The sequence below is a fragment of the Flagellimonas alvinocaridis genome (assembly GCF_004916895.1).
GTDB lineage: Bacteria > Bacteroidota > Bacteroidia > Flavobacteriales > Flavobacteriaceae > Flagellimonas > Flagellimonas alvinocaridis.
In genome coordinates this window covers 237,679-263,667 of record NZ_SNTZ01000004.1, presented here as the reverse complement: position 1 = coordinate 263,667, position 25,989 = coordinate 237,679, and the positions used below count along the sequence as shown (strand labels likewise).

The window sequence follows — 25,989 nt, the reverse complement described above, 5'->3', positions numbered from 1 at the left end:
ACAGTTGGGAACCTTAGCGGTTATCCCAATGCCCCATATATCAACATATGAAGAGATTCCTAGCTGTTTTCTTTTTACTTTCCTCTTTGTCCATTTTATCCCAGACCAAGGTGGGCGGTATTATATTGGACGAATTGGGAGATCCCATTGCCTTTGCCAATATTATCTTTAAAAATTCCTCTGAAGGGACCATTACCAATGACAATGGTAGGTTTTATCTAGAATCAGATGATACTTATGAAACTATAACGGTCACTTTTATCGGTTATGAAAGCAGAGATATTCATTTGCCCCAAAAGGTGAACTACGGAATGGAGATTGTATTGAACGAATCCATGGAGCAACTCAAGGAGGTTATTGTGTACACGGGAAAGCAGTCCAAAAAAGATAACCCGGCCATTGATATTCTTAGAAAAATCTGGGCCAAGAAACGCGAAAACGGAGTCCGTAAGTTCAAACAGTACAAATACGATAAATACGAGAAAATAGAGTTTGACCTAAATACCATAGATAGCGCCCTGATTCAAAGCAAGCTGTTCAGGGGATTGGAATTTATGTTTGAGGATTTGGATACTTCGAGGATTACAGGAAAGACCTATTTGCCTTTCTTTTTGAATGAAACCTTTTCCAAGGTGTATGGTGATAACATCCTAAATCGTGAGAAAGAAGATGTCTTGGGGAACAAAAGCTCGGGATTTGAAGGAAACCAGGCCATTACCGCATTTGTGGAAGACTTGTACTCTGATTATGATATCTACGATAATTACCTGCGGTTTTTTGATAAAAGTTTTACCAGTCCATTGTCCAAAACTGGGATAGACACCTATAACTACGTGTTATCTGATAGCACCTATATCGATAATAAATGGTGCTACAACATCATCTATTATCCAAGGAGAAAGAACGAGCTTACCTTTAAAGGAGATTTTTGGGTAAACGATACCACCTTTGCCATCAAGAAGATTAACATGCAGGTCACCAAGAGTGCCAACATCAATTGGGTAAAGGACATTTATATTGAACAGGATTTTGATGTGGTCAACGATTCGGTCTTTTTGCTGAAACGGGACTATATGCTAAGCGACTTTGCCTTTTCCAAAAAGGAAAAATCAAGAGGGGTGTACGGAAAGCGCACCACGGTCTTTGATAATTATGAGTTTGATGTAAGTCGGCCCGAGCCTTTCTATAAAGCGGAATCAGACCCTTATGACCCAAGGGTTTTTTCCCAGGATACCACTTTCTGGAAAAATGCCCGTTTGGAAAGTCTCAGTGATGACGAATCAGGGATTTTTAAACTTTTGGACACCCTAAAGACCGTTCCCAAATTCCGAACGTACTATGATATTGTAAGTATTTTAGGTTCTGGGTACATCGAAATAGACAAGTGGAACATAGATATCGGGGATGTCTACAGCACCTTCGGCTATAATGATGCGGAGGGAATGCGGATTAGGGGAGGGGCCCGCACCTATTTTGGACAGAACGATACTTGGCGTCTGGAAGGCTATATGGCCTACGGGTTTAGTGACCATAAATTCAAGCATGGACTTTCGGGTAAGTTCTTGCTAGATCGAAAGACCAGATTGATTCTTTCCGGGGGGAACCGAAGGGATATAGAGCAGTTGGGACTAAGCCTTACCAGCACCAATGATGTTCTGGGCAGGAGTATTGCTTCGTCCTCCTTAGTCACCGTAGGTTCCAATGATAGGCTTACCAATATCAATCTTTCCACATTGGGCTTGGAAATGGAGCCAGTAAAAAATTTCAGGATACGTTTGGGAAGTTCCTTGCGTACTCTGGGCTCAGCCTTGCCCGATGCCTTTAATTTGGATTATGTGGATGCCGATTCACCAACGGGCATTTCATCAGAAGTAAAACAATTTGATGTTAGCACTACGCTCATCTATACACCAGGAAAAAGAACCATTGGATACGGTGTGGAACGGGCCAACATTAATGATGACCATAGTGAAGTGGTATTGAATTATACCAAAGGTATAAGTGGCTTTTTGGAAAGTGACTTTGACTATGAGCGCCTCCAATTTTCATATCGAAAACCTTGGCAGGTAGGCGGATTTGGAAGGTTGACCACCAGTGTGGAACTTGGAAAGACCTTTGGTGAAGTGCCTTTGGCTCTTCTGAGTGTTGTTCCTGGAAACCAAACTTTGTTTTCACTCTACAATGTATTTCCCAACTTGGATTTTTACGAATTTGTGACCGATACCTATGCCACCGTGCATTTGGAGCACAATTTTAATGGGAGACTGTTCTCCAGAATTCCATTTTTGCGCAAGTTCAACCTGCGTGAAATTGTTGGATTGAGAGGGGCATGGGGCCAGCTTTCCGATGAAAACATCGCACTGAGTGCCCCCGCCAACATCCCATTGATGGCTCCAGAAGATCAAATTTATTGGGAATATTCCTTTGGGGTGGGGAACATCTTCAAGATTTTGCGGATCGATTTCAATTTTAGGGGGAATTATCTAGATAACCCAGATGCACGTCCGTTTGGAATCACCGGAACCTTCGGATTTAATTTTTAATTAATACGAATAACGCAATTTCATTACCCCATTCCATCTGTACAGGCTATTTTTGCAAAAAAATAAAACTTCAAACATGTCCAAAAGAGAACCCGTTACCTTTGATGTACTAATTGAAATTCCAAAAGGTAGCCGAAACAAATACGAGTACGACTTTACCTTGCATAAGATTCGGTTCGATCGAACCCTGTTTTCCTCAATGATGTATCCTGGGGACTACGGTTTTGTTCCCGAGACCTTGGCCTTGGACCATGACCCCTTGGATGTATTGGTGTTGGGTACCGAACCTACCTACCCCATGGTGGTTATGGAGGTGAAGCCTGTGGGGGTCTTCCATATGACCGATGAAAAGGGACCTGATGAAAAGTTGATTTGTGTTCCTGTTTCCGACCCTATCTGGAGCAAGAGGGATGATATCAGCGAACTGAATCCTCATAGACTAAAGGAAATCGAGCACTTTTTCCAGGTGTATAAGGACTTGGAAAAGAAAAAGGTCGACACCGGAGGCTGGGGTGGTGTGGACGAAGCCATAGCGATTTACCACGAATGTGTGAAACGCTATGATGAAAGTGAACACAAAAAGAAACGTACCTATACCATTTAAGGAACAATCACCAAGAATTTATGCGCTTTTACTAAATAAAAGCGCATTTTTTTTATTACTTCGTATTTTACTACATTAGCTGCCATTAAAAAAATCTTAAATAACTACAAACTATGGATTTGATTGTAAAGTTTTTGCCCGTATTTGGTATCCTGGGCCTACTGTACGTGTTCATTAAAAACGTATGGATCTCCAAACAGGAAGTCGGGGATGAAAAGATGGCAAGAATTGCCAAGAACATTGCAGATGGAGCAATGTCGTTCTTGAAGGCTGAATATAAAATATTGAGCATTTTTGTTGTAGCCGTGGCTATTCTACTTTTCTTCAAGGGTAGCAATGAGGCAGGTTCCAATGGCATGGTGGCCGTTTCCTTTATTGTTGGGGCCATTTGCTCTGCTTTGGCTGGTTTTATCGGAATGAAAGTTGCCACCAAAGCAAACGTACGTACCACAAATGCTGCTAGGACTTCTTTGGGCAAGGCCTTGGAAGTAGCATTTGCCGGTGGAGCCGTAATGGGTCTCGGCGTTGTGGGCCTTGGTGTCTTGGGATTGAGCGGACTTTTTATGATTTATAGCGGACAAGGGTGGGCCTTGGGTGAAGTATTGAATGTACTATCCGGGTTCTCATTGGGTGCATCTTCCATAGCTCTTTTCGCCCGTGTGGGTGGAGGTATATACACAAAGGCGGCAGATGTTGGTGCCGACCTTGTTGGTAAGGTAGAGGCAGGTATTCCTGAAGACCACCCTCTTAACCCTGCAACCATTGCGGACAACGTTGGTGACAATGTTGGTGATGTTGCTGGAATGGGTGCCGACCTTTTTGAATCATACGTGGGTTCTATAATAGGTACCATGGTATTGGGTGCTGTATTTGCAGGTCTTCCAGAATTCCAAGCCGCTTTTGATGGTCTTGGAGCGGTATATCTTCCCTTGGCTTTGGCCGCAGTGGGGATTGTAATGTCCATTATCGGGACTTTCTTTGTTAAAGTAAAGGATGGTGGAAATCCGCAGACTGCATTGAACATTGGTGAATTTGGCTCTGCCGCTCTAATGTTGGTGGCATCCTATTTCTTGATTTCAGGAATGCTTCCAGAGTCATGGGTTGAAGGAGGAAAAGAATATACTTCAATGGGTGTTTTCTGGGCTACCATCGCCGGTCTTGTTGCCGGATTATTGGTAGGTAAGGTCACCGAATATTATACAGGAACAGGAACTAAACCTGTTAACTCCATTGTGCGTCAGTCCGAAACTGGTTCTGCCACAAACATTATCGCCGGTTTAGGTGTGGGTATGATGTCCACTGCCATTCCAATCATATTGATTGCCGCTGCGATTTTGGTTTCACATTATTTTGCTGGATTATACGGTATAGCTATCGCGGCCGTAGGGATGTTGGCCAATACCGGCATCCAGTTGGCGGTTGATGCCTACGGGCCTATTTCCGACAATGCGGGTGGTATTGCCGAGATGGCCGAATTGCCAAGCGAAGTACGTGAGCGCACCGATAAATTGGATGCTGTTGGAAACACTACCGCTGCCATTGGTAAAGGTTTTGCCATTGCTTCTGCTGCTTTGACTGCCTTGGCGTTGTTCGCAGCATTCATGAAGACTGCCGGCGTAACATCCATTGATGTATCTCAACCGGATATTATGGCGGGACTATTGATCGGGGGAATGCTTCCTTTCGTGTTCTCGGCTCTTTCCATGAATGCCGTAGGTAGAGCTGCCATGGCCATGATTGAGGAAGTACGTCGTCAGTTTAGGGATATTCCCCAATTGAAAGCGGCCCTTGAGGTAATGCGTAAATACGATGCTGATATTTCAAAAGCTACTGAAGAAGATAGAAAGATTTTTGATGCCGCCGATGGTGTGGCCGAATATGAAAAGTGTGTGGCCATTTCCACACAGGCTTCCATTAAGGAAATGGTTTTCCCAGGATTGTTGGCGATTGCCGTTCCAGTGGCCGTTGGGTTTATTGGAGGTGCCGAAATGTTGGGCGGATTGTTGGCCGGTGTAACCACTGCCGGGGTGTTGATGGCCATCTTCCAATCCAATGCCGGAGGTGCTTGGGATAATGCCAAGAAGACCATCGAGAGTGAAGGCCGTAAAGGTTCTGATGCCCATAAAGCTGCCGTAGTTGGAGATACTGTTGGGGATCCTTTCAAGGATACCTCAGGACCATCCTTGAACATTTTGTTGAAATTGATGTCCGTTGTGGCTTTGGTCATCGCGCCAAGTTTGGTAAGTCTCTCTTCAACGGATGAGTTGAGCATGGTCAAGGAAAACGGTACGGTCATCACCATTTCTGAGGAAGGAATGAAGGAAACCAAAACCATTGAGAAGAAGTTCTTGGTGGAGGTAAGCAATACTGCTGATGGTGCCTACAAAGCCATTGTTACTTCAACGTATGAGGCCAATGGTGAAATTGTGGATGAGATAGAAGAGTTCACTGCTGATACCAAAGAAGAGGTAGAGCAATTGGTGGAAGCATTCAAAAACAAGACGAAGCAATAAAGTACTTGCTTTCAATACGAATAAAAACCACGCCTTTGGCGTGGTTTTTTTTATTGTTAATTCAGTCTATATTAGATTTCTCAGTCGCTACGCTTCTTCGAAATGACCTTGCGTTTCTACCGTCATTTCGAACTCCTGTCCCGAGCTTGCGAGGGAGCTAAAGGGAGTGTGAGAAATCTTAAATCAATTCAATTTAAACGTAATGGGTATAGAGAAGGGTACCTTTACGGCATTTCCCCGTTGCTTGCCCGGAGTCATCCGGGGTAGTTTGGAGATGATACGGGCCGCTTCGCCTTCCAAACTTTCATGGGGACCACGCATGCGCACATCGCCGATGGTGCCATCCTTTTGAATGGTGAACACCACATTTACGCGGCCTTCCAAGCCCATTTCTTGGGCAATTTCAGGATAGCGGATATTTTTTTGGATATGTCTTTGCATCATATTCTGAAAACAAATCTTCTTTTCTTCTTTATCGGTTACATTTTCGCAACCTGGAAATATTGGGGCGTCTTCAATCAATACCCAGGGAACAAATTCAGGTATGTCATCACTGGCCACCGCTATATCTTCAATAGGTGCAATTTCTGTATCCTGATCAGGTTCTATGGATTCGATAATGGTTTCAATAATTTCTTCATCGTCAGGGGCAATTTCAATAACCGGAGGTGCTTGGATGATTTTGGGTTTGGGAAGTTCAATTTTAGTGATGGGCACTTCTTCAATTAGCTCATCTTGAACGTGTAGTTTTGCATAATCCCAATCTATTTCAGGGTCATACGTTTTCCACTCCAACGCGGTGTAGATAAGGAGCAATACCAAGAACATCCCCATAAAAAAATAAAGGAGACTGTTCCGTTTCAATTCCACATGTTGATTTTTCTTTGGTTCCATGATTTTCAAGTTTTATTGGCCCGTGAGGGTCGCAGTTCGTACCCTTAAACTACTTTGAAAATCATCCGAAAGAAACCTGTAATGAGTGAACGCCCCTTTTGGATTAGGGAATGACCTTGATACGGTTCAAGATGGGTTTTATATGCCTAAGGTGGGGAGGTGTTTCACCTTGTGATAGTTGAGGGCGGCCCTAATGCAATGCTTGAGTTCTTCCACAGGGATTTTATCATCCTTTTGGAAAATAAGGGCCCTCTTCCCTTCAAATTCAAAAACGCTCTGGAAGGTTGCCTTGAACGTTTCCACCAATCGGCTGGTGCACTTAAAATACAGGACGTATTGATTGGGAGTTTTGGATTTCCAATCCATCCGTATGGTACTGCCATTTTTGGTCAAATAACTGGGTTCTCCCCATTTCAGGGTCTCTTCCAGTGCGGCTATATCCTCGGTTTCCTTGGCAGTTTCCACGATCAACTCCCGAAGCACTAACAGCTTTTCCCTAGCCCAATCGGGGTAGCGGTCGAACACCATTTGTACTTCGGGATTTGTGGTTATCTGAAGGTTTTCCATGAAAATCAGTCGGTCAACGCTTGGTAAATCAAAGCACGGAGTTTTCCATGGTCGTCAATTTTCCCAGCTGGGATTAATTGGGTAAAATAGACCACTACCAATTCTTCCTCTGGGTCTACCCAATAGGAAGAGTGATAGGCGCCACCCCAACCATATTCACCTTTGGAGCCTAATACCCCGCGTCTGCCCAAATCCTCCACAACGGAAAAGCCCAGACCGAATCCGGTGCCATTTCCCCAAGGATAAATAACATCACTGGCCAAATGGTTCACGGTCATCAGTTCCACGGTTTTGGGGGATATGATTTGTTTGCCATTGAACGTTCCTTTGTTGAGCGTCATTTGCAGGAATTTGGCATAGTCCATGGCGGTGCTCAAGAGACCGGCGCCACCGGAAAAACTCTTTCGAGGACCATCCACATACGCCCCTTGGCCTACCATATGCCCAGGTTCGGGGGCGCGTTCCAATCCGTTTTCGGTAGCGGAATACACTGTTGCCAAACGCTGTCTTTTATCCTTTGGAAGATAAAAATGGGTGTCGTTCATGCCCAGAGGGTCCAGAATATTTTTCTTGATGAAAACATCCAAAGGTTCCCCGGAAACCACCTCGATCAAGGCACCGAGAATGTCTGTATTGTAGCCATACACCCACTTTTCACCGGGTTGGGATTCAAAGGGGAGGTCGGCCATGCGGTTGATGGTCGCTTGGATAGGTTCGTTACGGTCGGCAAAATACCACCCTTGGATATTGGCGGCTTCCCAGAGGTCCTTGGCTATGCCACTGCCGTAGGATACTCCCGAGGTGTGGGTGAGCAAATCACGAACGGTGATGGGCCTTTTGGCCTTCACCACATCATAAGAACCATCTTCCTTGGCCACGGCCACCTTGGTTTCCATAAAAGCGGGCATGTATTTTCCAACGGGATCACTGATGAGCAATTGGCCTCGTTCCTGCAAGATCATCACCCCAACACTGATCACGGCCTTGGTCTGCGAAGCGATCCTAAAAATGGAGCTTTCGGTCATGGGGACGTTGTTCTCCATATCGTTTTTTCCAAACGACTGTAAATAGGCTACTTTTCCTTTGCGGGCCACCAGTGCCACCGCGCCGGACAGTTCCCCGTCATCCACATACTCCTGAAAGGTTTGGGTGAGTACTTTGAGGCGTTCGGAAGATAGGCCTACCTGCTCGGCGGGGACTTTGGCCAGCTCTTGGGCCGTGGTGCCCACATAAAGCAGGGATAGAAAGGCAAACAGTAAAAACTTGGAAAACGATAGGGTTCTCATGATGGGTTGATTGTGATGATTATTTTTTATTTCTGGATTTCCAACAGATCCATGGCCTTTTTCATCTCTTCTTGGAGTTCATTAAAGCCAATGGCATGGCCAATGTTGATGAACTCCTGAAAATGGCTCCGAAGATTTTGATATAATGTTTCTCTAAGTTGATTGCTCAATTGTACCACTTCCTTGGTCTGTTCCATGCGTTCCAACTGCTTGTAAAGCTTTATGATATCTGAATTCATGGTATTGGGTTTTCTGATTTTTACAGGGTAAAATCTTGAATACAAAAACTAAATATACCCATATCCCTTCAAAAAAGGAGCGGTATAAAGTTGATAAATAGGTTCTGGCGTAAAAATTTATTCAAACAAGCCGTGGATCTCTGCATCAATGCGGTTGATTACCTTGCCCAAATCCTCGGGGGAGTCCACAAAGTTGAGGTTGTCCACATCAAAAATGAGCAATTTCCCTTTTTCATAGGTATTGGCCCAAGCCTCGTAGCGTTCGTTCAATCGGCTGAGGTAGTCAATGGAGATACTGTTCTCGTAATCCCGTCCACGCTTGTGTATCTGGTTCACCAAATTAGGGATGGAACTACGAAGGTATATCAACAGGTCTGGCGGTTGCACCAAGGTCTCCATCAACTCAAAAAGACTTTTGTAGTTCTCAAAATCCCGATTGGTCATCAACCCCATGGCATGCAGGTTGGGTGCAAAAATATGGGCATCCTCATAGATGGTTCTATCTTGGATCACATCCATGCCGGTTTCACGGATTTTAAGAATCTGTCGGTAACGACTGTTCAAAAAGTAGATCTGCAGGTTAAAACTCCATCGTTCCATTTGGGTATAGAAGTCATCCAAGTATGGATTGTCCACTACGTCCTCAAAATGGGCGTCCCACTTATAATGTTTGGCAAGTAAGTTGGTTAAGGTGGTCTTTCCGGCGCCAATGTTTCCTGCTACCGCAATATGCATGGGATGATGTTGTTTAAAGTTGGTGTATTAGGTTGGGGAACCAACGCGCAATATACAAAGTATATCTAGTAGAAGAAAAAAAACCGGTTGAAATGGGAAACTTGTTCACAGTGATAAAACAAAGTTTTAAAATATGTGGCAAATATGTACTTTTGCCCATCTGAATGAGGATAGATTTGACTGATTGCAACCTCGGCCGCCAACAGAAGGGTGTACAAAAATGCTAAAGCAGTTTATACTGAACTAGATTCGGGCTTCTTGATGAAGCATTGTAAACTTCTTGGGGCTTTTCCGTCAAAACCATCCACACTAAAAACGAAATACAATGGCTTATTTGTTTACCTCAGAATCGGTAAGTGAGGGACATCCAGATAAAATTGCAGATCAAATCAGTGATGCCCTTTTGGATAATTTTTTGGCCTTTGACCCCGAGAGCAAGGTAGCTTGTGAAACCTTGGTGACCACGGGGCAGGTGGTTTTGGCGGGTGAAGTGAAGAGCCATACCTATTTGGACTTGCAGAGCATTGCCCGGGAAGTCATAAACAATATTGGTTACACCAAGGGGGAGTATAAGTTCAGTGGCGATTCCTGTGGGGTGATTTCGTTGATCCATGAGCAATCCCAAGAAATCAACCAAGGAGTGGATCGTGGCAGCAAAGAAGAGCAAGGTGCCGGTGATCAGGGAATGATGTTCGGGTATGCCACCAAGGAAACCGACAACTACATGCCCTTGGCCTTGGATATTTCGCACAAGATTTTGCAGGTTTTGGCAGAATTGCGACGTGAAGGCACCCAATTGACCTATCTACGACCTGATGCCAAGGCGCAGGTGACCATAGAATATTCGGATGACAACGTGCCGCAACGCATCGATACCATTGTGGTCTCTACCCAGCACGATGAGTTTGGAACGGATGCCGAGATGCAGGCCAAGATCAAGGAAGATGTAATCAAAATATTGATCCCAAAGGTCAAGGAACTTTTGCCCGAAAACATCCAGAAACTATTTAACGATACCATCAAATACCATGTAAACCCCACCGGAAAGTTTGTGATTGGTGGCCCACATGGCGATACCGGTCTTACCGGTCGTAAGATCATTGTAGACACCTACGGAGGAAAGGGAGCGCATGGTGGTGGTGCCTTTAGTGGAAAGGACCCCAGCAAGGTGGACCGTAGTGCGGCCTACGCGGCGAGACATATTGCCAAAAACTTGGTGGCCGCGGGAGTGGCCGATGAGATTTTGGTGCAGGTGAGCTATGCCATTGGGGTAGTGGAACCCACATCCATTTTTGTAGATACTTATGGGACTGCCAATATTGATCTGACTGATGGCGAGATTGCCAAAAAGGCTTCTGAACTTTTCGATATGCGACCCTTTGCCATTGAGGAACGTCTGAAACTGCGAAACCCTATCTACTTGGAAACGGCAGCCTATGGTCATATGGGAAAACAACCCCAAACCTTGACCAAGGTCTTTGAATCACCCTACAACGGAAAAATTGAAAGGGAGGTAGAACTCTTCACTTGGGAAAAATTGGATAAAGTGGATGCCGTGAAAGCAGCCTTCAACCTATAAAGAAAAATAACCACACTAAACGAAGGAGTCTCGGAAGGGGCTCCTTTTTTGTTTGGGATACTCTATGGAACTTTAGTAGTTTTAGGGAATCAAAATACAAAGCATGAAAAGTTTGGTAAAGGTTCTGTTTCTAAGTGTTTCCCTGTTGTTTGTGATCGGTAGTTGTAAGAAGGACATAAAAACTGAGGTTCAACCCGTTGATACCTATGTGCAAGACCATTACACCAAACAGGAAGTGGATATTGAGATGCGGGATGGGGTAACGTTGCACACCACCATATATTCCCCAAAGGACACTTCCAAGAAATATCCCATTTTGATGCAACGGACTCCCTATAGCTCCCGCCCTTATGGTGAAGGTAATTTCAGGACACAGATCGGGCCCAATGTGCATTTGATGAAGGAAGGGAACATTATTGTGTACCAAGATGTGAGGGGGCGCTGGCTCAGTGAGGGACATTATGAGAACATGAGGGCCTATATTCCCAATAAGACCTCCAATGATCAAGTGGATGAAAGTTCGGATACGTATGACACCATTGAATGGTTGGTGAACAATGTGGAGAACAACAATGGCAATGTTGGGGTTTGGGGGATTTCCTATCCCGGGTACTATGCCACCTATGCCACCGTGGATGCGCATCCGGCCTTAAAGGCCGCATCACCTCAGGCTTGCATTGGAGATTTCTTTTTTGACGACTTTCACCACAACGGGGCCTATTTGTTGAGTTATTTTAGGGCCACTTCCCTTTTTGGAACACCGCGACCCAATAGCGACCAACCCATCGACACGGCTTGGTATGTGTTGCCGGAATTGCCTACGGAAGACCAATATCAATTCTTCTTGGATGCCGGACCCTTGAAAAACCTAGATTACTTTTTTGAGTATGAAACTGCGGACACTCCAAAAATGCGTCCCGAGGGCGTGACCGATGACTTTTTCTGGAATGAGCTAAAGGAACATCCCAATTATGATGAGATGTGGCAAAGCAAGGGACTTATCCAACACCTAAAAAATGTAAAGAGCCATGTGGCCACCATGATCGTGGGAGGGTGGTTTGACGCCGAAGACCTTTATGGACCTTTGGAAACCTACAAAAACATTGAAAAATATAATGAAGGTAACTACAACACCATGGTTTTTGGTCCGTGGGATCATGGACGTTGGTCCAGACGGGATGGCCGAAGCGTGGTGGGCAATTATTATTTTGGGGATTCCATTTCAGAATTTTATCAGGATAATATCGAAACCAAATTCTTTAACCATTTCTTGAAGGGTGACGGCGATATGAATTCCGGCCTTCCCGAAGCCTATGTATTTGACACGGGTAAAAAGGAATGGAAACAATACGATACGTGGCCGCCCGCAAATATGATGAAACAGACCCTATACCTTTCCGAAAATCAAGAATTGACCTTGGAACAAAAAGGAACCGATGGAATCCAGTTTATCAGTGATATAAAAAAGCCGGTGCCTTATTCCGAAGATGTGAAAACCGTGTTCACCCCAAGAAAATACATGACGGATGATCAACGGTTTGCCGCAAGACGTTCCGATGTGTTGGTGTTTGAGACCGAGGTGATGGATGAGGACCTTACCTTGGCGGGAGATATTATGGCCCATTTAAAAGTGGCCACCACGGGAACAGCGGCCGATTGGATTGTCAAGGTCATTGATGTCCATCCTGCAGATGCCGAAACCAATGAGGAAATGCAGGACCACCTCAAAATGAGCAATTACCATTTAATGGTTCGGAGCGAGGTGTTGCGTGGGCGTTTTCGAAACAGCTTTTCCAATCCGGAACCTTTTACCCCCAATCAAAAGACCGATGTGGACATCAAGCTCCAAGATGTGTTCCATACCATCAAGAAAGGACATAAATTACAGATTCAGGTCCAGAGTACCTGGTTTCCCCTTATCGATTTGAACCCGCAGACCTATGTGGACAATATCTTTAAAGCGGATGAATCCAACTTTAAGACCCAAACGCATACCGTTTTTACCGATTCCAACATTGAGTTTTCGGTTTTGCGCTAATTTTTTCCAAAAGATTAGGAATTTCGGTGTTTCCATCAGTATATTTGTGCCCACAAGTTCAAACACGTATTGATTAGTTATCAAGAAAGGTGGAGGGAATAGACCCTGTGAAGCCTTAGCAACCCTTGGCCCCTAGTGTCAAGAAGGTGCTACATTCTATCCCAGTAGGGAATAGATAACGACGATCGATTTTTTTCGATTTCACTTTCTTATAACTTTTTGATTTATCTATGGGCCATGCCCTTGGGTTTGACTTTTACGTATTGTTTTAAAAATTTAAAAAAAGAAAAGTCATGAGTAATCAAAAATTTGCAACCAATGCTTTACATGCCGGACACGATACTACCCAAACAGCGGGTACAAGGGCAGTGCCTATTTATCAGTCCACTTCGTATGTGTTCAACAACACGGACCATGCTGCCAACTTGTTTTCCTTGGCAGAATTGGGCTTTATCTACACCCGATTGAACAACCCAACCAATCAGATTTTACAAGATCGGTTGGCGGCGGTTGAAGGTGGTGTGGGTGCAGTGGTATTTGCTTCCGGGACATCCGCTATTTCAACAGGGTTGTTGACTCTTTTAAAGGCCGGAGACCATATTGTGGCTTCGAGCAGTTTGTATGGGGGTACCTATAATTTGTTGAATGTGACCCTACCAAGGCTGGGCATTACCACTACCTTTGTGGATGCATCCGATCCTTCCAATTTTGCGGCTGCCGTTCAAGATAATACGCGTGCCTTCTTTGTGGAATCTTTGGGGAACCCCAAGTTGGATGTGCTCGATTTAAAAGGAATATCCAAAGAAGCCAAAGCCGCACAAGTACCTTTTATCGTGGACAATACCGTTGCTACCCCTGGATTGTTGAATCCGATTGAGCATGGGGCCAATTTGGTGATCCATTCTTTGACCAAATACATAGGTGGCCAGGGGAACTCCCTGGGTGGGGCAATCATCGATGCCGGTACGTTTGATTGGGCCAATGGAAAATTTCCTGAGTTTACGGAGCCTTCTGCAGGGTACCACGGTTTAGTGTACCATGAAGCCTTGGGCGCCGCGGCCTTTACTTTTAAATTGATTTTGGAGGGATTGCGGGATTTTGGAGGGGCTTTAAGTCCGTTCAATGCCTTCCAGATTTTACAAGGGTTGGAAACCTTGCCTGTTCGAATCAAACAGCATAGCGAAAATGCCTTGGCATTGGCAGAATGGCTGGAAAGTAGGGATGAGGTTGCCTGGGTCAATTACCCTGGATTGAAAAGTAGCCAATACAATGATTTGGCAAAAGAGTACCTGCCAAAAGGCCAAAGTGGAATCGTTACCTTTGGGGTAAAAGGTGGGTTTGAGGCTGCCAAACAGCTGACCGATGCCACCCAGATATTTTCATTGTTGGCGAATATTGGCGATACCAAATCCTTGATCATACACCCAGCCAGCACCACGCACCAACAATTGAACGAAGAACAACAGGAAAGTGCCGGTGTGACCCAAGATTTAATTCGTTTGTCCGTAGGTCTTGAGGATATCGAAGATTTAAAAGCCGATTTGGAGCAGGCCTTTGCATCCATTGGGTAAAATAATAGAACACGCATATTACAGACACGTACATGTTACAGCATCTTAGCATACCACAATTCGCCACACAGAATGGCACCACACAGGATCTGCAATTATCCTATCAGCTTTTTGGGCAGCCCTTGTATTCGGCCCCAATTGTTTTGGTGAACCATGCCCTTACCGGAAATTCCAATGTGGCCGGTGAGCATGGATGGTGGTCCGATTTAATCGGTATGGATAAGTCCATCAACACCGATATCTATACCATTTTGGCGTTCAACATTCCGGGAAATGGTCATGACGGTTTTGTAATCGACAATTACAAGGATTTTGTGGCCGGGGATATCGCAAGGATTTTTCTTTTGGGGTTGCAACAGTTGAAGATAGATCGGTTGTACGCCATCATTGGAGGATCTTTGGGTGGGGGGATTGCTTGGGAAATGGCAGCGTTTAACCCAGGTATTACGGAACATTTGATTCCTGTGGCCTCGGATTGGAAGTCAACCGATTGGCTCATTGCCAACTGTCAGATCCAGGAACAATTTTTGATCAACTCCAAGCAGCCCGTACACGATGCCCGTATGCATGCCATGCTCTGCTATAGGACCCCCGAGTCTTTCAAGGAGCGCTTCAAAAGGAGTACCAATGAGGAACTTCAGGTTTTTAATGTGGAGAGCTGGTTGATGCACCATGGAAAGAAACTTCAGGAACGGTTCCAGCTATCAGCTTATAAGCTGATGAACCAATTGTTGAAGACGATCGACATTACCCGAAATGGGGATGAGGCATTCAAGGCGCTTCAAGACAGTGATACCAAGATCCACATCATCGGGGTCAACTCGGATTTGTTCTTTACGGCAGAGGAAAACAAGGAAACCTTTAAGCGATTGGCCCAAGCCAATACCAATGTCACCTATGGTGAAGTGCAGTCACTGCATGGCCATGATGCTTTTTTAATGGAATTTGAGCAGCTGGAAAAGCTGTTGGAAGCCGTTTTTCCAAAAAAGGGAAAGCAGGAGCGCATCAAGGTCCTAAAGTTTGGAGGGAAGTCCTTGGCCAATGGGGAAGGCATTGAAAGGGTTCTGAACATTATCACCAAAAGGGCGGCCGCCCATGAGAATTTTGCCGTGGTGGTCTCGGCCCGTGGCAAGGCTACGGACCAATTGGAGAACATGCTAGAAAAAGCGGCAAGAGGAGAGGAGTTTGATGAAGCTCTGGCTGCTTTTTCCGCCTACCAGAAGAATGGTTTTTCCGTAGCTATTGAAGAAGAACTCAAATCGATAGAGAAGATATTGAGCGGGGTATTCCTTACCGGGGATTATAGCTTGAGGACCAAGGACGAGTTGTTGTCTTTTGGGGAATTGATTTCAGGCAAGACCGTTGCTGCACTTCTGAACGAAGGTGGGTTAAAGGCCCAGTTGATAGATTCCAGAAGCTTGATCAAGACCGATGACACCTATAGCAATGCTGAAGTGGATCAGAGTCTTTCCAAAGAAAATGTGATCCGTTGTTTCCATGACTTGGATTCGGATACCATACCTGTGGTGACCGGTTTCATTGCTTCCAATAAGGAAGGGGTGACCACCACTTTGGGTAGGAACGGCACTAATTATTCGGCTGCTTTGTTGGCCAATTTCTTGGACGCGTCGGAACTCATCAACTATACCCATGTGGATGGGATTTTTACGGCCAATCCGGATTTGGTGAGCGATGCCAAGCTGATTGACGTTATATCGTATGACGAAGCGAACGAACTGGCCAACTTTGGGGCGACCATTCTGCATGCAAAGACTATAATTCCACTCATTGAAAAGAACATTCCCTTGCGTATCTGTAATACGTTCAATGATGACAATGAGGGAACCCTGATTGGTCCGAAAACCCAAAATGGGGGAATCAAGTCCCTTTCGGTTTTGGATAATATGGCCCTCATCAATTTGGAAGGAAGGGGTCTTTTGGGCAAAGTGGGCATTGATGCCAGGATTTTTAGGACATTGGGCCAGAACGATATCAGTGTTGGGATCATTTCCCAAGGTTCCTCCGAAAGGGGAATTGGTTTGGTGGTTGATTCTTCCAAAGCTGAAAAAGCCAAGAAGGTCTTGGATGCCGAGTTTGAGACCGATTACTCTTCGCAAGACATCAACCAGATTACTGTGGCCAAGGATGTGTCTGTGATCTCCATTGTGGGAATGGATTTGAGCAGTTTCCATAAACCCTTTAACGCCCTGGTCAAAAACCAAGTGATCCCCTTGCTTTTCAACAATACCGTTACGGGCAAGAATGTAAGTATGGTGGTGAAAAAATCAGACCTTCATAAGGCCATCAATGTGATACACGGACAGATTTTTGGTATTGCCAAAAAGGTGAATCTGGCCATTTTTGGGCATGGCAATGTTGGGGGCACGCTTATCGACCAAATATTGGATTCCCAAAAAAGCATAGAAGAACGAAAAGGGATTGGGCTTAAGGTCTTTGCTGTAGCCAACTCCAAAAAAGTACTGTTGGATGCTTCGGGAATTGGTGCTGATTGGAAGAAAAGATTGGAAAAAGAAGGAATCCGCTATCAGATGGAAAGTGTAGTTTCTTTTGCGCAAACCCATCACTTGGAGAACCTCATTGCGGTTGATAATACAGCGAGCAAGCCTTTTGTGGAGAACTATGAAACCTTGATCAAACATGGTTTTGACTTGGTCTCCTCCAATAAAATTGCCAACACGCTGAGTTTTGAGAAATACAAGTCCATACGAAAGTGTTTGGACAAGAACCAAAAGCAGTATTTGTACGAGACCAATGTGGGGGCAGGCCTACCCTTGATCGATACCATTAAACTATTACACCTATCCGGAGAGAACATAACACGAATCAAAGGGGTGTTTTCAGGTTCGTTGAGCTATATTTTCAATACCTTTTCAGAACAGGATAGCCCATTCTCATCCATTGTAAAGGAAGCTATGGAGAAAGGATATACCGAACCGGACCCTCGCGAAGATCTATCAGGCAACGATGTGGGTAGAAAATTGTTGATTTTGGCCCGTGAATTGGATCTTCAAAACGAGTTCTCGGATATTGAAGTGGAAAATCTGATTCCAACCGAATTAAGGACACTTGAGTTCGATGCCTTCATGAAGAAGGTTGAAGATATGGATGCCGTTTATGAGGACATCAAAAATGCACAAAAAGGAAACCATGTACTGCGATATGTGGGAGACTTGCATGGGGATCTTCAGCAGGACAAAGGGGTTTTGGAGGTGAAATTGGTGTCCGTGCCCAAAGAAAGTGCGTTGGGGCAGGTAAAGGGTTCCGATTCCATTATTGAGATCTATACCGAATCCTATGGGGAAAACCCATTAGTGATCCAAGGAGCTGGAGCTGGGGCTGCGGTCACAGCCAGAGGGGTCTTTGGTGATATATTAAGAATAGCAGAAAAGATATGAGCGAGCAGAAGAAACAATTTGAAACGGAAGCGATCAGAACGCAAATCGAGCGTTCCCAATTTTTGGAACATTCCGTGCCTATGTACCTTACCTCGAGCTTTGTTTTTGAGGATGCAGAGGACATGAGAGCCTCCTTTGCCGAGGAAAAGGACCGCAATATTTATTCGCGTTACGCCAATCCAAACTCGTCTGAGTTTATTGAGAAGGTTTGTAAGATGGAAGGGGCCGAAAGTGGTTTTGCCTTTGCATCCGGTATGGCGGCTGTGTTCTCAACCTTGGCTGCCCTGCTGGATAGTGGCGACCATATCATCTCTTCCAAGAGCATATTTGGGTCTACCCATAGTCTTTTCACGCAGTTTTTTCCAAAATGGAACATTGCCACCAGCTATTTTGATGCCAATGATTTGGACAATATTGAGGCATTGATTACGCCCACAACCAAGATCATTTATGCCGAATCGCCGACCAACCCAGGTGTGGATGTGCTGGACTTGGAAGCTTTGGGAAATATTGCCAAGAAGCACGGACTTATTTTTATCATCGATAATTGTTTTGCTTCTCCCTATCTGCAACAGCCCATTAAATTTGGTGCGGATTTGGTAATTCATTCTGGAACCAAATTGATGGATGGTCAGGGAAGGGTTTTGGCAGGCATTACTGTTGGAAGCCATGAATTGGTGGACAAAGTATACCGCTTTTCCCGCATAACCGGGCCTTCCCTTTCTCCGTTCAATGCATGGGTGTTGTCCAAAAGCTTGGAAACTTTGGCTGTTCGGGTAGACAGACACTGTGCCAATGCTTTGGAATTGGCTACGTATTTAGAGAAACATGATAAAGTAGAATGGGCAAAATATCCGTTTTTAAAGTCGCACCCCCAATATGAGATTGCCAAAAAGCAGATGAAGGCCGGAGGGTGTGTGGTGGCCTTTGAGGTAAAAGGAGGACTGGAAGAAGGGCGTAGATTTTTCAATAGCATTAAATTGTTGTCCCTGTCGGCCAATTTGGGAGATTCGCGAAGTATAATCACGCACCCTGCATCTACCACGCACAGTAAACTCACGAAAGAGGAACGGGAGGCTGTTGGAATTTCGGATGGTACGGTACGGGTTTCTGTTGGCTTGGAACACATACAGGATATCATTGCGGATATTGAGCAAGCTTTGGGCTAAAACTTATGCGGCCCATATTTTTGAATAGCGGATTGTTAATTTTCGCTATATTCGTGGGATGCTCTCCAAGAAGACAAAATATGGCTTAAAGGCTTTGGCTTACCTTGCCTCGGTAGGGGATAAGGAACCTGTTCAGATTGCCGAAATCGCCAAACATGAGAACATCTCCCAAAAGTTCTTGGAAAGCATTTTGCTTACCCTCAGACGAAATGGTTTTTTGGGTTCCAAAAAAGGAAAAGGTGGGGGGTATTACCTCATTAAGGAACCTAAAGATATCTTAATGACTTCTGTAATGCGGGTCTTGGAAGGACCCATTGCCATGGTTCCCTGTGTCAGCCTCAATTTTTATGAAAAGTGTGATGATTGTCCTGACGAAGGAGAATGTTCCGTGCACAAGTTGATGCTCCAGGTGCGGGACAGTGCTTTGGAAGTCTATCGAAACAACACCTTGGCAGACCTAATTTCATAGGTGAAAATCCATTAATTTTTAGAGTTAATGATCAATAAATTGATAAAAGTTGGTGTGTTATCCAATTAATCTACTAAAACGATAGGATAAAAGTAATTTTATATCGATTTTAACGATTTACTTTGATAATTAATTCTATTTTTGAAATCCCTAGTAAATCGATAGGATAAAAAATAACAGATGATTGCAGACCAACTCATAGTTCACAAGACCAAAGAAGAGACTACTACTTATAAAAAGGACAGTAGTTCTGAAAGTCCTAAGCGTAGTATTGTAAAATCTATAAGTTGGAGGATTGTGGGTACTTTGGATACCATTATTATTTCATGGATCATAACCGGGACCTTGTCTTTGGCCTTTTCCATTGGTCTAGTGGAATTGGTTACCAAAATGGTGCTTTATTTTTTTCATGAGAGAATTTGGAATACAATCAAGTGGGGTAAATAAAATTTGATGATATGGCATTGTCAGTAGAAGAAATTCAAAATTTGAACCGTCAGTTTAAGGGCATTCCGCCAGAGGAAATCATTTCTTGGGCCATTGGTCATGGGAAAAAATCCGTGGTCACTACTAATTTTAGACCCTACGAAGTAGCTATTCTTCATGCGGTGACCGAAGTAAACAAGAGTACTCCTGTAATTTGGTGTGATACTGGGTACAATACCCCAAATACCTATAAACATGCGGAAGAGTTGATATCTCGCTTGGGATTGAACATTAAATTATATGTGCCCAAGCAGACTTCAGCGCATAGGGATGCGGTTATGGGAATTCCCCAAATAGATGACCCAAAACATAAGGAGTTTACTGAGCAAGTGAAGTTGGAGCCTTTCAGAAGGGCTATGGAAGAGCATCAACCCGATGTGTGGTTCACCAATTTACGCAAAGGTCAGACAGCCCACCGGGATTCGTTGGATGTGTTGAGCTTGAGCAAGGATGGAGTACTTAAGGTAAGTCCATTTTACCACTGGAGCGATACGCAATTGGATGCATATCTCAACACGCACAAATTGCCCAATGAGCATAAATATTTCGACCCAACAAAAGTATTGGAGAACCGTGAATGCGGTCTGCATACCTAAATTATAAACTAATTCTACCTCGAGAGCAGTCGAGAAATCATAAACACAAGACATTGAGCACGATCACAGAAGAATTGCAAAAACCAGAAACCCAAAACCTGACCAATAGGCCAAAGGCCAATGCATTGGAGCATGAGGCCATTTACATTATCCGTGAGGTTGCGGCACAGTTTGAAAAACCCGTACTGTTGTTCTCGGGAGGAAAGGATTCCATAACCTTGGTCCGATTGGCCCAAAAAGCATTTTGGCCCGCCAAGATTCCGTTTCCCTTGATGCATATTGATACCGGCCATAACTTCCCCGAAACCATTGAGTTTAGGGATAAATTGGTAGAAGAATTGGGAGTGGAACTGATCGTTCGTAATGTCCAGGATTCCATCGATCAAGGAAAGGTTGTTGAAGAAACTGGAAAATATGCCAGTAGGAACATGTTGCAGACCACAACCCTTTTGGATGCCATTGAGGAATTCAAGTTCGATGCCTGTATTGGCGGTGCTCGTCGCGATGAGGAAAAAGCCCGTGCCAAGGAACGTATTTTTTCCGTTCGGGATGATTTTGGCCAGTGGGATGAGAAAAACCAACGTCCAGAACTGTTCGATATGTTGAACGGTGAAATAGAAATGGGACAAAATGTTAGGGTATTTCCTATCAGCAACTGGACCGAGTTGGACGTTTGGAGCTATATCCAAAAAGAGAATATTGAGATTCCTTCCATCTACTTTGCCCATAAGAGGAACACCTTCTTAAGGGATGGACTGATTTGGTCCGCTGAGGATGATGTGGTTTTTAGGGCCGATGATGAACAGGTGGAAGAGCGAGTGGTACGTTTTAGAACGGTAGGGGATATGTCCTGTACCGCTGCTGTGGAATCCCATGCCGATACCATTGATAAGGTAGTGGCAGAGATCAGGAGTTCAAAAATCTCGGAAAGAGGTGCGCGAATCGATGACAAACGTTCCGAAGCCGCCATGGAAAAACGTAAACAACAAGGATACTTTTAAAATGGTTGATGGTTTATAGGTGTAGGTTTTTAGAAATATTGATGACCACAAACAAACAACCGTTAACGAACAACAAAATATGGAAGTTTTAAAAATAGCAACAGCAGGAAGTGTAGATGACGGTAAAAGTACCTTGATTGGACGCTTGCTTTACGATACCAAATCCTTGACCGAGGATAAATTGGAGGCCATAGAGCGTACCAGCAAACAAAAAGGATACGATTATCTGGATTTTTCCTTGGCTACCGATGGATTGGTGGCTGAAAGGGAGCAGGGTATCACCATTGATGTGGCCCACATCTACTTTTCAACACAGTCTAAAAGTTATATCATTGCCGACACCCCTGGCCACGTGGAATATACCCGTAACATGGTTACCGGTGCTTCCACGTCGCAAGCAGCCATTATTTTGATTGATGCCCGAAAAGGGGTCATTGAGCAGACCAATAGACACTTTTTCATCAATAACCTACTGCGGGTGAAGGATGTGATCGTGGCCATCAACAAGATGGATTTGGTCGATTTTTCAGAAGATGTCTTCAATGATATCAAAGCCGATTTTGAGGAGTTGATGGGAAAAAGGGATTATCAAGAACAGAAAATCACTTTTATTCCTGTGAGTGCCCTTAAAGGGGACAATGTGGTGAACCATTCCAAAAACACCCCTTGGTATAGTGGTCAAACCTTATTGGAGCACTTGGAAGAATTAGATCTTCAGGATATATACAATACCGGAACCCCTAGGTTCCCTGTACAATATGTTATCCGACCCAAAACCGAGGAATTCCATGATTTCCGTGGATTTGCCGGAAAGGTATATGGAGGGGAACTGAGTGTTGGCGATGAAGTAGTGGTGTTACCCTCCATGACAAGGTCCAAAATTAAGGCGATATACTTTTATGATAAGGAATATCAAACCGCACCAAGACGCTCGTCGGTGACCATTACCTTGGAAGATGAGGTAAATGTAAGCCGTGGGGATATGTTGGTGAAGACCGATGACCTGCCTACCATAGACAAGCAATTGACGGCAACGGTATCTTGGATGGATGCCGACCAGTTGACAACGGGCGGCAAGTATATTGTGCAACATGGTGTGAACAAGGTGTTGGCCAAAGTGGATGCCATTGAACATAAGATTCATCCCGATTACTCCGGTATTGAAGAGAATGCCACGACTTTGCAGATGAACGATATTGCCAAGGTGCGATTCAAATTGAACAAGCCCATTTTTTATGACAAGTTCAAGGACCACCGAACCAATGGCTCGTTCATTATCATTGACAGTCGAACCAACACTACCGCTGGAGTAGGTTTTATCAGTTGATTTTACGATAAGAATTAAAAACCCCATAAAGGGATAGAGGATTTATAACAAAATCCTATAAAATTGATAGGAAAAATAGAATATGAAAAGCTTCAGAACAGAAATAGAGAACCCGATAGTTGAAAAGGACATCATTGAATTGGAGAAAAAAATTCGCCAGTTCAAAGGAGGTGAAGTGGACGAGGAAAAGTTCAGGAGCCTTCGTTTGGCCCGTGGGGTGTACGGACAACGTCAGCCCGGGGTACAGATGGTACGGATAAAATTGCCTTATGGTAAGGTAACTTCCAATCAGCTTTTGGGGATTTGCGACGTTTCCGATGAGTTTTCCAGGGGAAGGTTGCACATTACCACCCGTCAGGATATCCAAATCCACTACGTGGACTTGGAAAGAACCCCTGAGCTTTGGGCGCAACTGGAAAAAGATGAAGTCACCATCCGTGAAGCCTGTGGAAATACGGTTCGGAATGTAACCGCCAGTGAAACCGCGGGCATCGATGTCAACGAACCTTTTGATGTTTCCCCATATGCCCATGGAATTTTTGAGTACTTCCTAAGAAATCCCATTGGGCAGGAAATGGGCCGTAAATTCAAGGTTTCTTTTTCATCCAGTGATGAAGATACCGGGCTGTCCTACATGCACGATTTGGGCTTTATTGCCAAAATCCAAAACGGGGAAAGAGGCTTTAAGGTGATGTTGGGTGGTGGACTGGGTTCACAGCCCCGCCATGCAGATGAACTTTATGAATTCTTGCCGGTAGACCAAATAGTTCCCTTGATGGAAGGCGTGATTCGTGTTTTTGATAGATATGGGGAACGTAAAAGTCGTGCCAAGGCCCGTATGAAATTCTTGTTGAAGGATATTGGCTTGGATGGTTTCAAGGCACTTTTGGAAGAGGAGCAATTGGCCATACCTGTAAAATCGTATCCGATTGAATATCAAAACTATCCTGAGGTAAAAGTAGCTGACGTAGAGGTACCTGAAATCACCATCGAGGACAAAGAAGCATTCGAACAGTGGAAATCCACCAACTTGGTGCCCCAAAAACAAGACGACTATGTAGCGGTCGGTATCAAGGTGCTCCTTGGAGATTTCTATACGGATAAGGCCAGGGAATTGGCAAAATTGGTTCGCGATTATGCGGCCGGGGAAATACGACTTTCCTTAAGACAAAATATATTGATTCCATTTGTGAAGAAAGAGTTGGTGCCTTTCTTTTATGTGGAGCTTCAAAAATTAGGTTTTGCCGAAGCCGGTTACAACAAGGCTTTGGACATCACCGCATGTCCGGGTACCGATACTTGTAATTTAGGTATTGCCAGTAGTACGGGGATTGCCGATGAGTTGGAGCGCGTGATCAAAGCGGAATATCCACAGTATATCAGCAACCCTGATGTGGTGATTAAGATCAGTGGATGTATGAATGCCTGTGGACAGCACAACATGGCCCATATTGGATTCCAGGGGATGTCCGTTCGTACCAAGGATAAATTGGTGGCTCCTGCTTTGCAGGTGTTATTGGGAGGCGGAAATCTTGGAAACGGGAATGGAAAGTTTGCCGATAAGGTGGCCAAAATACCTAGTAAGAGAGGTCCAGAGGCTCTTCGTTTGATCTTGGATGATTTCGAGGCCAATGGAAATGGGGCATCCTATACAGAATATTATGAAAAACAAGGCCAGCATTATTTTTACGATTTCCTAAAGCCGCTCACCGATGTGGAAAACCTTACCCCAGAAGATTTTATCGATTGGGGAAATGAGGAAAAATACAAACAAGAGATAGGTATTGGTGAATGTGCCGGTGTAGTGATTGATTTGGTGGCTACGTTGTTTTTCGAAAGTCAAGAAAAAATAGAGAATGCCGAAGAGGCCATTCAACAAGGGAAATGGGCGGCCGGTATCTACTACTCGTACCAGTCCATTGTGAATTCGGCCAAGGCGTTGCTAACTTCTGAAAAAGTGAAGACCAATACCCATTCCAGCATCATCAAGGATTTTGAGGAACTCTATGTAGCATCCGGGAAGATTGCCTTCGAGGGCGGTTTCGATAATTTGGCCCTTCAACTGAATAAGAATGAACCCTCTGAAACCTTTGCCAAAAGCTACTTGGAAGATGCCAAGACTGTTTTGCAGCGATTGGAAGCGTTCAGAAAATTGGAATTGCAACATGCGTAGTGGAAAATTGACAGTGGTTGGGGCCGGCCCCGGTGATGTGGATTTGATTACCCTGAAAGGAATCAAGGCCCTTCAAAATGCAGATGTTGTCCTGTTCGACGCATTGGTAGATCAGGAACTGTTGGAATATGCCCCACAAGCGGAGCAGATTTTCGTAGGAAAACGAAAAGGATGCTATCGATATCAGCAGGAACAAATCAATGAATTGATCGTACAACGAGCCAATTTGGGTCTACATGTAGTACGTTTAAAAGGGGGTGACCCTTTCGTGTTCGGAAGAGGAGCGGAGGAAATGGAATACGCAGCCCAATATGGTCATGAAGTGGCCGTGGTGCCTGGAATTTCATCTTCGGTATCCGTACCTGCTTCACAGAATATCCCAGTGACCAAAAGAGGAGCTTCCGAAAGTTTCTGGGTGATTACCGGAACCACCAAAGAGCACAAACTCTCCAATGATGTGGCTCTGGCGGCCAAGTCAAGTGCCACCGTGGTCATTCTTATGGGAATGTCCAAGTTGGGGGAGATCATGAAGCTCTTCAGGCAAGAGGGCAAACAGCAGGTTCCCGTGGCCATTATCCAGAATGGCACCACGAGTCAGGAACGAGTGGGGATAGGAACGGTTGCCAGCATTGAAGATACGGTAAGGGAGCAAAAGTTGGCCAATCCGGCTATCATTGTGATCGGTGAAGTGGTACAACACCGCCAGCAGATATTGGATATCCAAAAAGCATATCAAGAAAAGGGAAAAGAATTGTTTGAAAAAGTGTAAAAACGGTCTGGTAA

Annotated in this window: 20 protein-coding genes and 1 riboswitch; of the genes, 15 read left to right on the top strand and 5 right to left on the bottom strand. The window is 44.6% G+C overall.

Translation table 11 applies throughout. The features are described from left to right. Positions 1–47: 47 nt before the first annotated feature. The 3 genes from EZV76_RS10735 to EZV76_RS10725 all read left to right on the top strand — a co-directional run bounded on the left by EZV76_RS10735 (position 48) and on the right by EZV76_RS10725 (position 5,660). On the top strand, positions 48–2,543 hold the full coding sequence (locus EZV76_RS10735) for a DUF5686 family protein (RefSeq protein WP_136566541.1): 2,496 nt from the start codon (positions 48–50) through the stop codon (positions 2,541–2,543). Positions 2,544–2,619: 76 nt separating this feature from the next. Beyond that, on the top strand, positions 2,620–3,147 hold the full coding sequence (locus EZV76_RS10730; protein WP_136566540.1) for an inorganic diphosphatase: 528 nt from the start codon (positions 2,620–2,622) through the stop codon (positions 3,145–3,147). A 113-nt stretch (positions 3,148–3,260) separates the two neighbouring features. After that, entirely contained in the window at positions 3,261–5,660 is a 2,400-nt protein-coding gene (locus EZV76_RS10725; RefSeq protein WP_136566539.1) for a sodium-translocating pyrophosphatase, read from the top strand. Between the two features lie 183 nt (positions 5,661–5,843). Here the strand turns inward: EZV76_RS10725 and EZV76_RS10720 are convergent, their stop codons facing one another. From EZV76_RS10720 to EZV76_RS10700, 5 genes are all read right to left on the bottom strand, one after another. Further along, positions 5,844–6,554: an energy transducer TonB gene (locus EZV76_RS10720; protein ID WP_136566538.1), complete on the bottom strand. Its 711-nt coding sequence runs from the start codon at positions 6,552–6,554 to the stop codon at positions 5,844–5,846. Between the two features lie 138 nt (positions 6,555–6,692). Next, positions 6,693–7,121: a DUF1801 domain-containing protein gene (locus EZV76_RS10715; protein ID WP_136566537.1), complete on the bottom strand. Its 429-nt coding sequence runs from the start codon at positions 7,119–7,121 to the stop codon at positions 6,693–6,695. Positions 7,122–7,126: 5 nt separating this feature from the next. Then, entirely contained in the window at positions 7,127–8,407 is a 1,281-nt protein-coding gene (locus EZV76_RS10710) for a serine hydrolase domain-containing protein (protein WP_136566536.1), read from the bottom strand. Positions 8,408–8,433: 26 nt separating this feature from the next. After that, a complete protein-coding gene (locus EZV76_RS10705; RefSeq protein ID WP_136566535.1) occupies positions 8,434–8,646 on the bottom strand; it encodes a hypothetical protein in 213 nt (70 codons plus the stop codon). A 117-nt stretch (positions 8,647–8,763) separates the two neighbouring features. Beyond that, positions 8,764–9,381 carry a deoxynucleoside kinase gene (locus tag EZV76_RS10700; protein ID WP_136566534.1) on the bottom strand — a complete coding sequence of 206 codons (618 nt, stop codon included), beginning with the start codon at positions 9,379–9,381 and terminating at the stop codon, positions 8,764–8,766. 325 nt (positions 9,382–9,706) lie between these two features. On the opposite strand from EZV76_RS10700, the gene metK reads away from it, so the two are divergent. From metK to cobA, 12 genes are all read left to right on the top strand, one after another. Next, complete coding sequence (metK, locus tag EZV76_RS10695) at positions 9,707–10,960, top strand: methionine adenosyltransferase (RefSeq protein ID WP_136566533.1); 1,254 nt, start codon at positions 9,707–9,709, stop codon at positions 10,958–10,960. Between the two features lie 103 nt (positions 10,961–11,063). Further along, positions 11,064–12,998, top strand: coding sequence for a CocE/NonD family hydrolase (locus EZV76_RS10690; RefSeq protein ID WP_136566532.1), 1,935 nt, complete (start codon positions 11,064–11,066; stop codon positions 12,996–12,998). Positions 12,999–13,072: 74 nt separating this feature from the next. Further along, a riboswitch (SAM riboswitch) is annotated at positions 13,073–13,180 on the top strand. A 111-nt stretch (positions 13,181–13,291) separates the two neighbouring features. Next, positions 13,292–14,569, top strand: coding sequence for an O-acetylhomoserine aminocarboxypropyltransferase/cysteine synthase family protein (locus EZV76_RS10685; protein ID WP_136566531.1), 1,278 nt, complete (start codon positions 13,292–13,294; stop codon positions 14,567–14,569). 32 nt (positions 14,570–14,601) lie between these two features. Continuing rightward, positions 14,602–17,985 (top strand): bifunctional aspartate kinase/homoserine dehydrogenase I, encoded by a 3,384-nt coding sequence (gene thrA, locus EZV76_RS10680; protein WP_136566530.1) that lies wholly within the window; start codon positions 14,602–14,604, stop codon positions 17,983–17,985. Then, positions 17,982–19,154 (top strand): trans-sulfuration enzyme family protein, encoded by a 1,173-nt coding sequence (locus tag EZV76_RS10675; protein WP_136566529.1) that lies wholly within the window; start codon positions 17,982–17,984, stop codon positions 19,152–19,154. Before thrA ends, EZV76_RS10675 begins: the two co-directional genes overlap by 4 nt. A gap of 58 nt (positions 19,155–19,212) precedes the next feature. Next, on the top strand, positions 19,213–19,623 hold the full coding sequence (locus EZV76_RS10670) for an RrF2 family transcriptional regulator (protein WP_136566528.1): 411 nt from the start codon (positions 19,213–19,215) through the stop codon (positions 19,621–19,623). A gap of 180 nt (positions 19,624–19,803) precedes the next feature. Then, a complete protein-coding gene (locus EZV76_RS10665; RefSeq protein ID WP_136566527.1) occupies positions 19,804–20,070 on the top strand; it encodes a DUF2061 domain-containing protein in 267 nt (88 codons plus the stop codon). Between the two features lie 11 nt (positions 20,071–20,081). Continuing rightward, entirely contained in the window at positions 20,082–20,705 is a 624-nt protein-coding gene (locus EZV76_RS10660; protein ID WP_136566526.1) for a phosphoadenosine phosphosulfate reductase domain-containing protein, read from the top strand. A 62-nt stretch (positions 20,706–20,767) separates the two neighbouring features. Then, positions 20,768–21,706 (top strand): sulfate adenylyltransferase subunit CysD, encoded by a 939-nt coding sequence (gene cysD, locus EZV76_RS10655; RefSeq protein ID WP_439107958.1) that lies wholly within the window; start codon positions 20,768–20,770, stop codon positions 21,704–21,706. 79 nt (positions 21,707–21,785) lie between these two features. Continuing rightward, positions 21,786–23,033 carry a sulfate adenylyltransferase subunit 1 gene (locus EZV76_RS10650; RefSeq protein ID WP_136566525.1) on the top strand — a complete coding sequence of 416 codons (1,248 nt, stop codon included), beginning with the start codon at positions 21,786–21,788 and terminating at the stop codon, positions 23,031–23,033. A gap of 82 nt (positions 23,034–23,115) precedes the next feature. Then, positions 23,116–25,206, top strand: a complete 2,091-nt coding sequence (locus tag EZV76_RS10645) for a ferredoxin-like domain-containing protein (RefSeq protein WP_136566524.1) — start codon at positions 23,116–23,118, stop codon at positions 25,204–25,206. Next, positions 25,199–25,975, top strand: coding sequence for a uroporphyrinogen-III C-methyltransferase (gene cobA, locus EZV76_RS10640; protein WP_136566619.1), 777 nt, complete (start codon positions 25,199–25,201; stop codon positions 25,973–25,975). Before EZV76_RS10645 ends, cobA begins: the two co-directional genes overlap by 8 nt. The last annotated feature ends 14 nt before the right edge of the window (positions 25,976–25,989 follow it).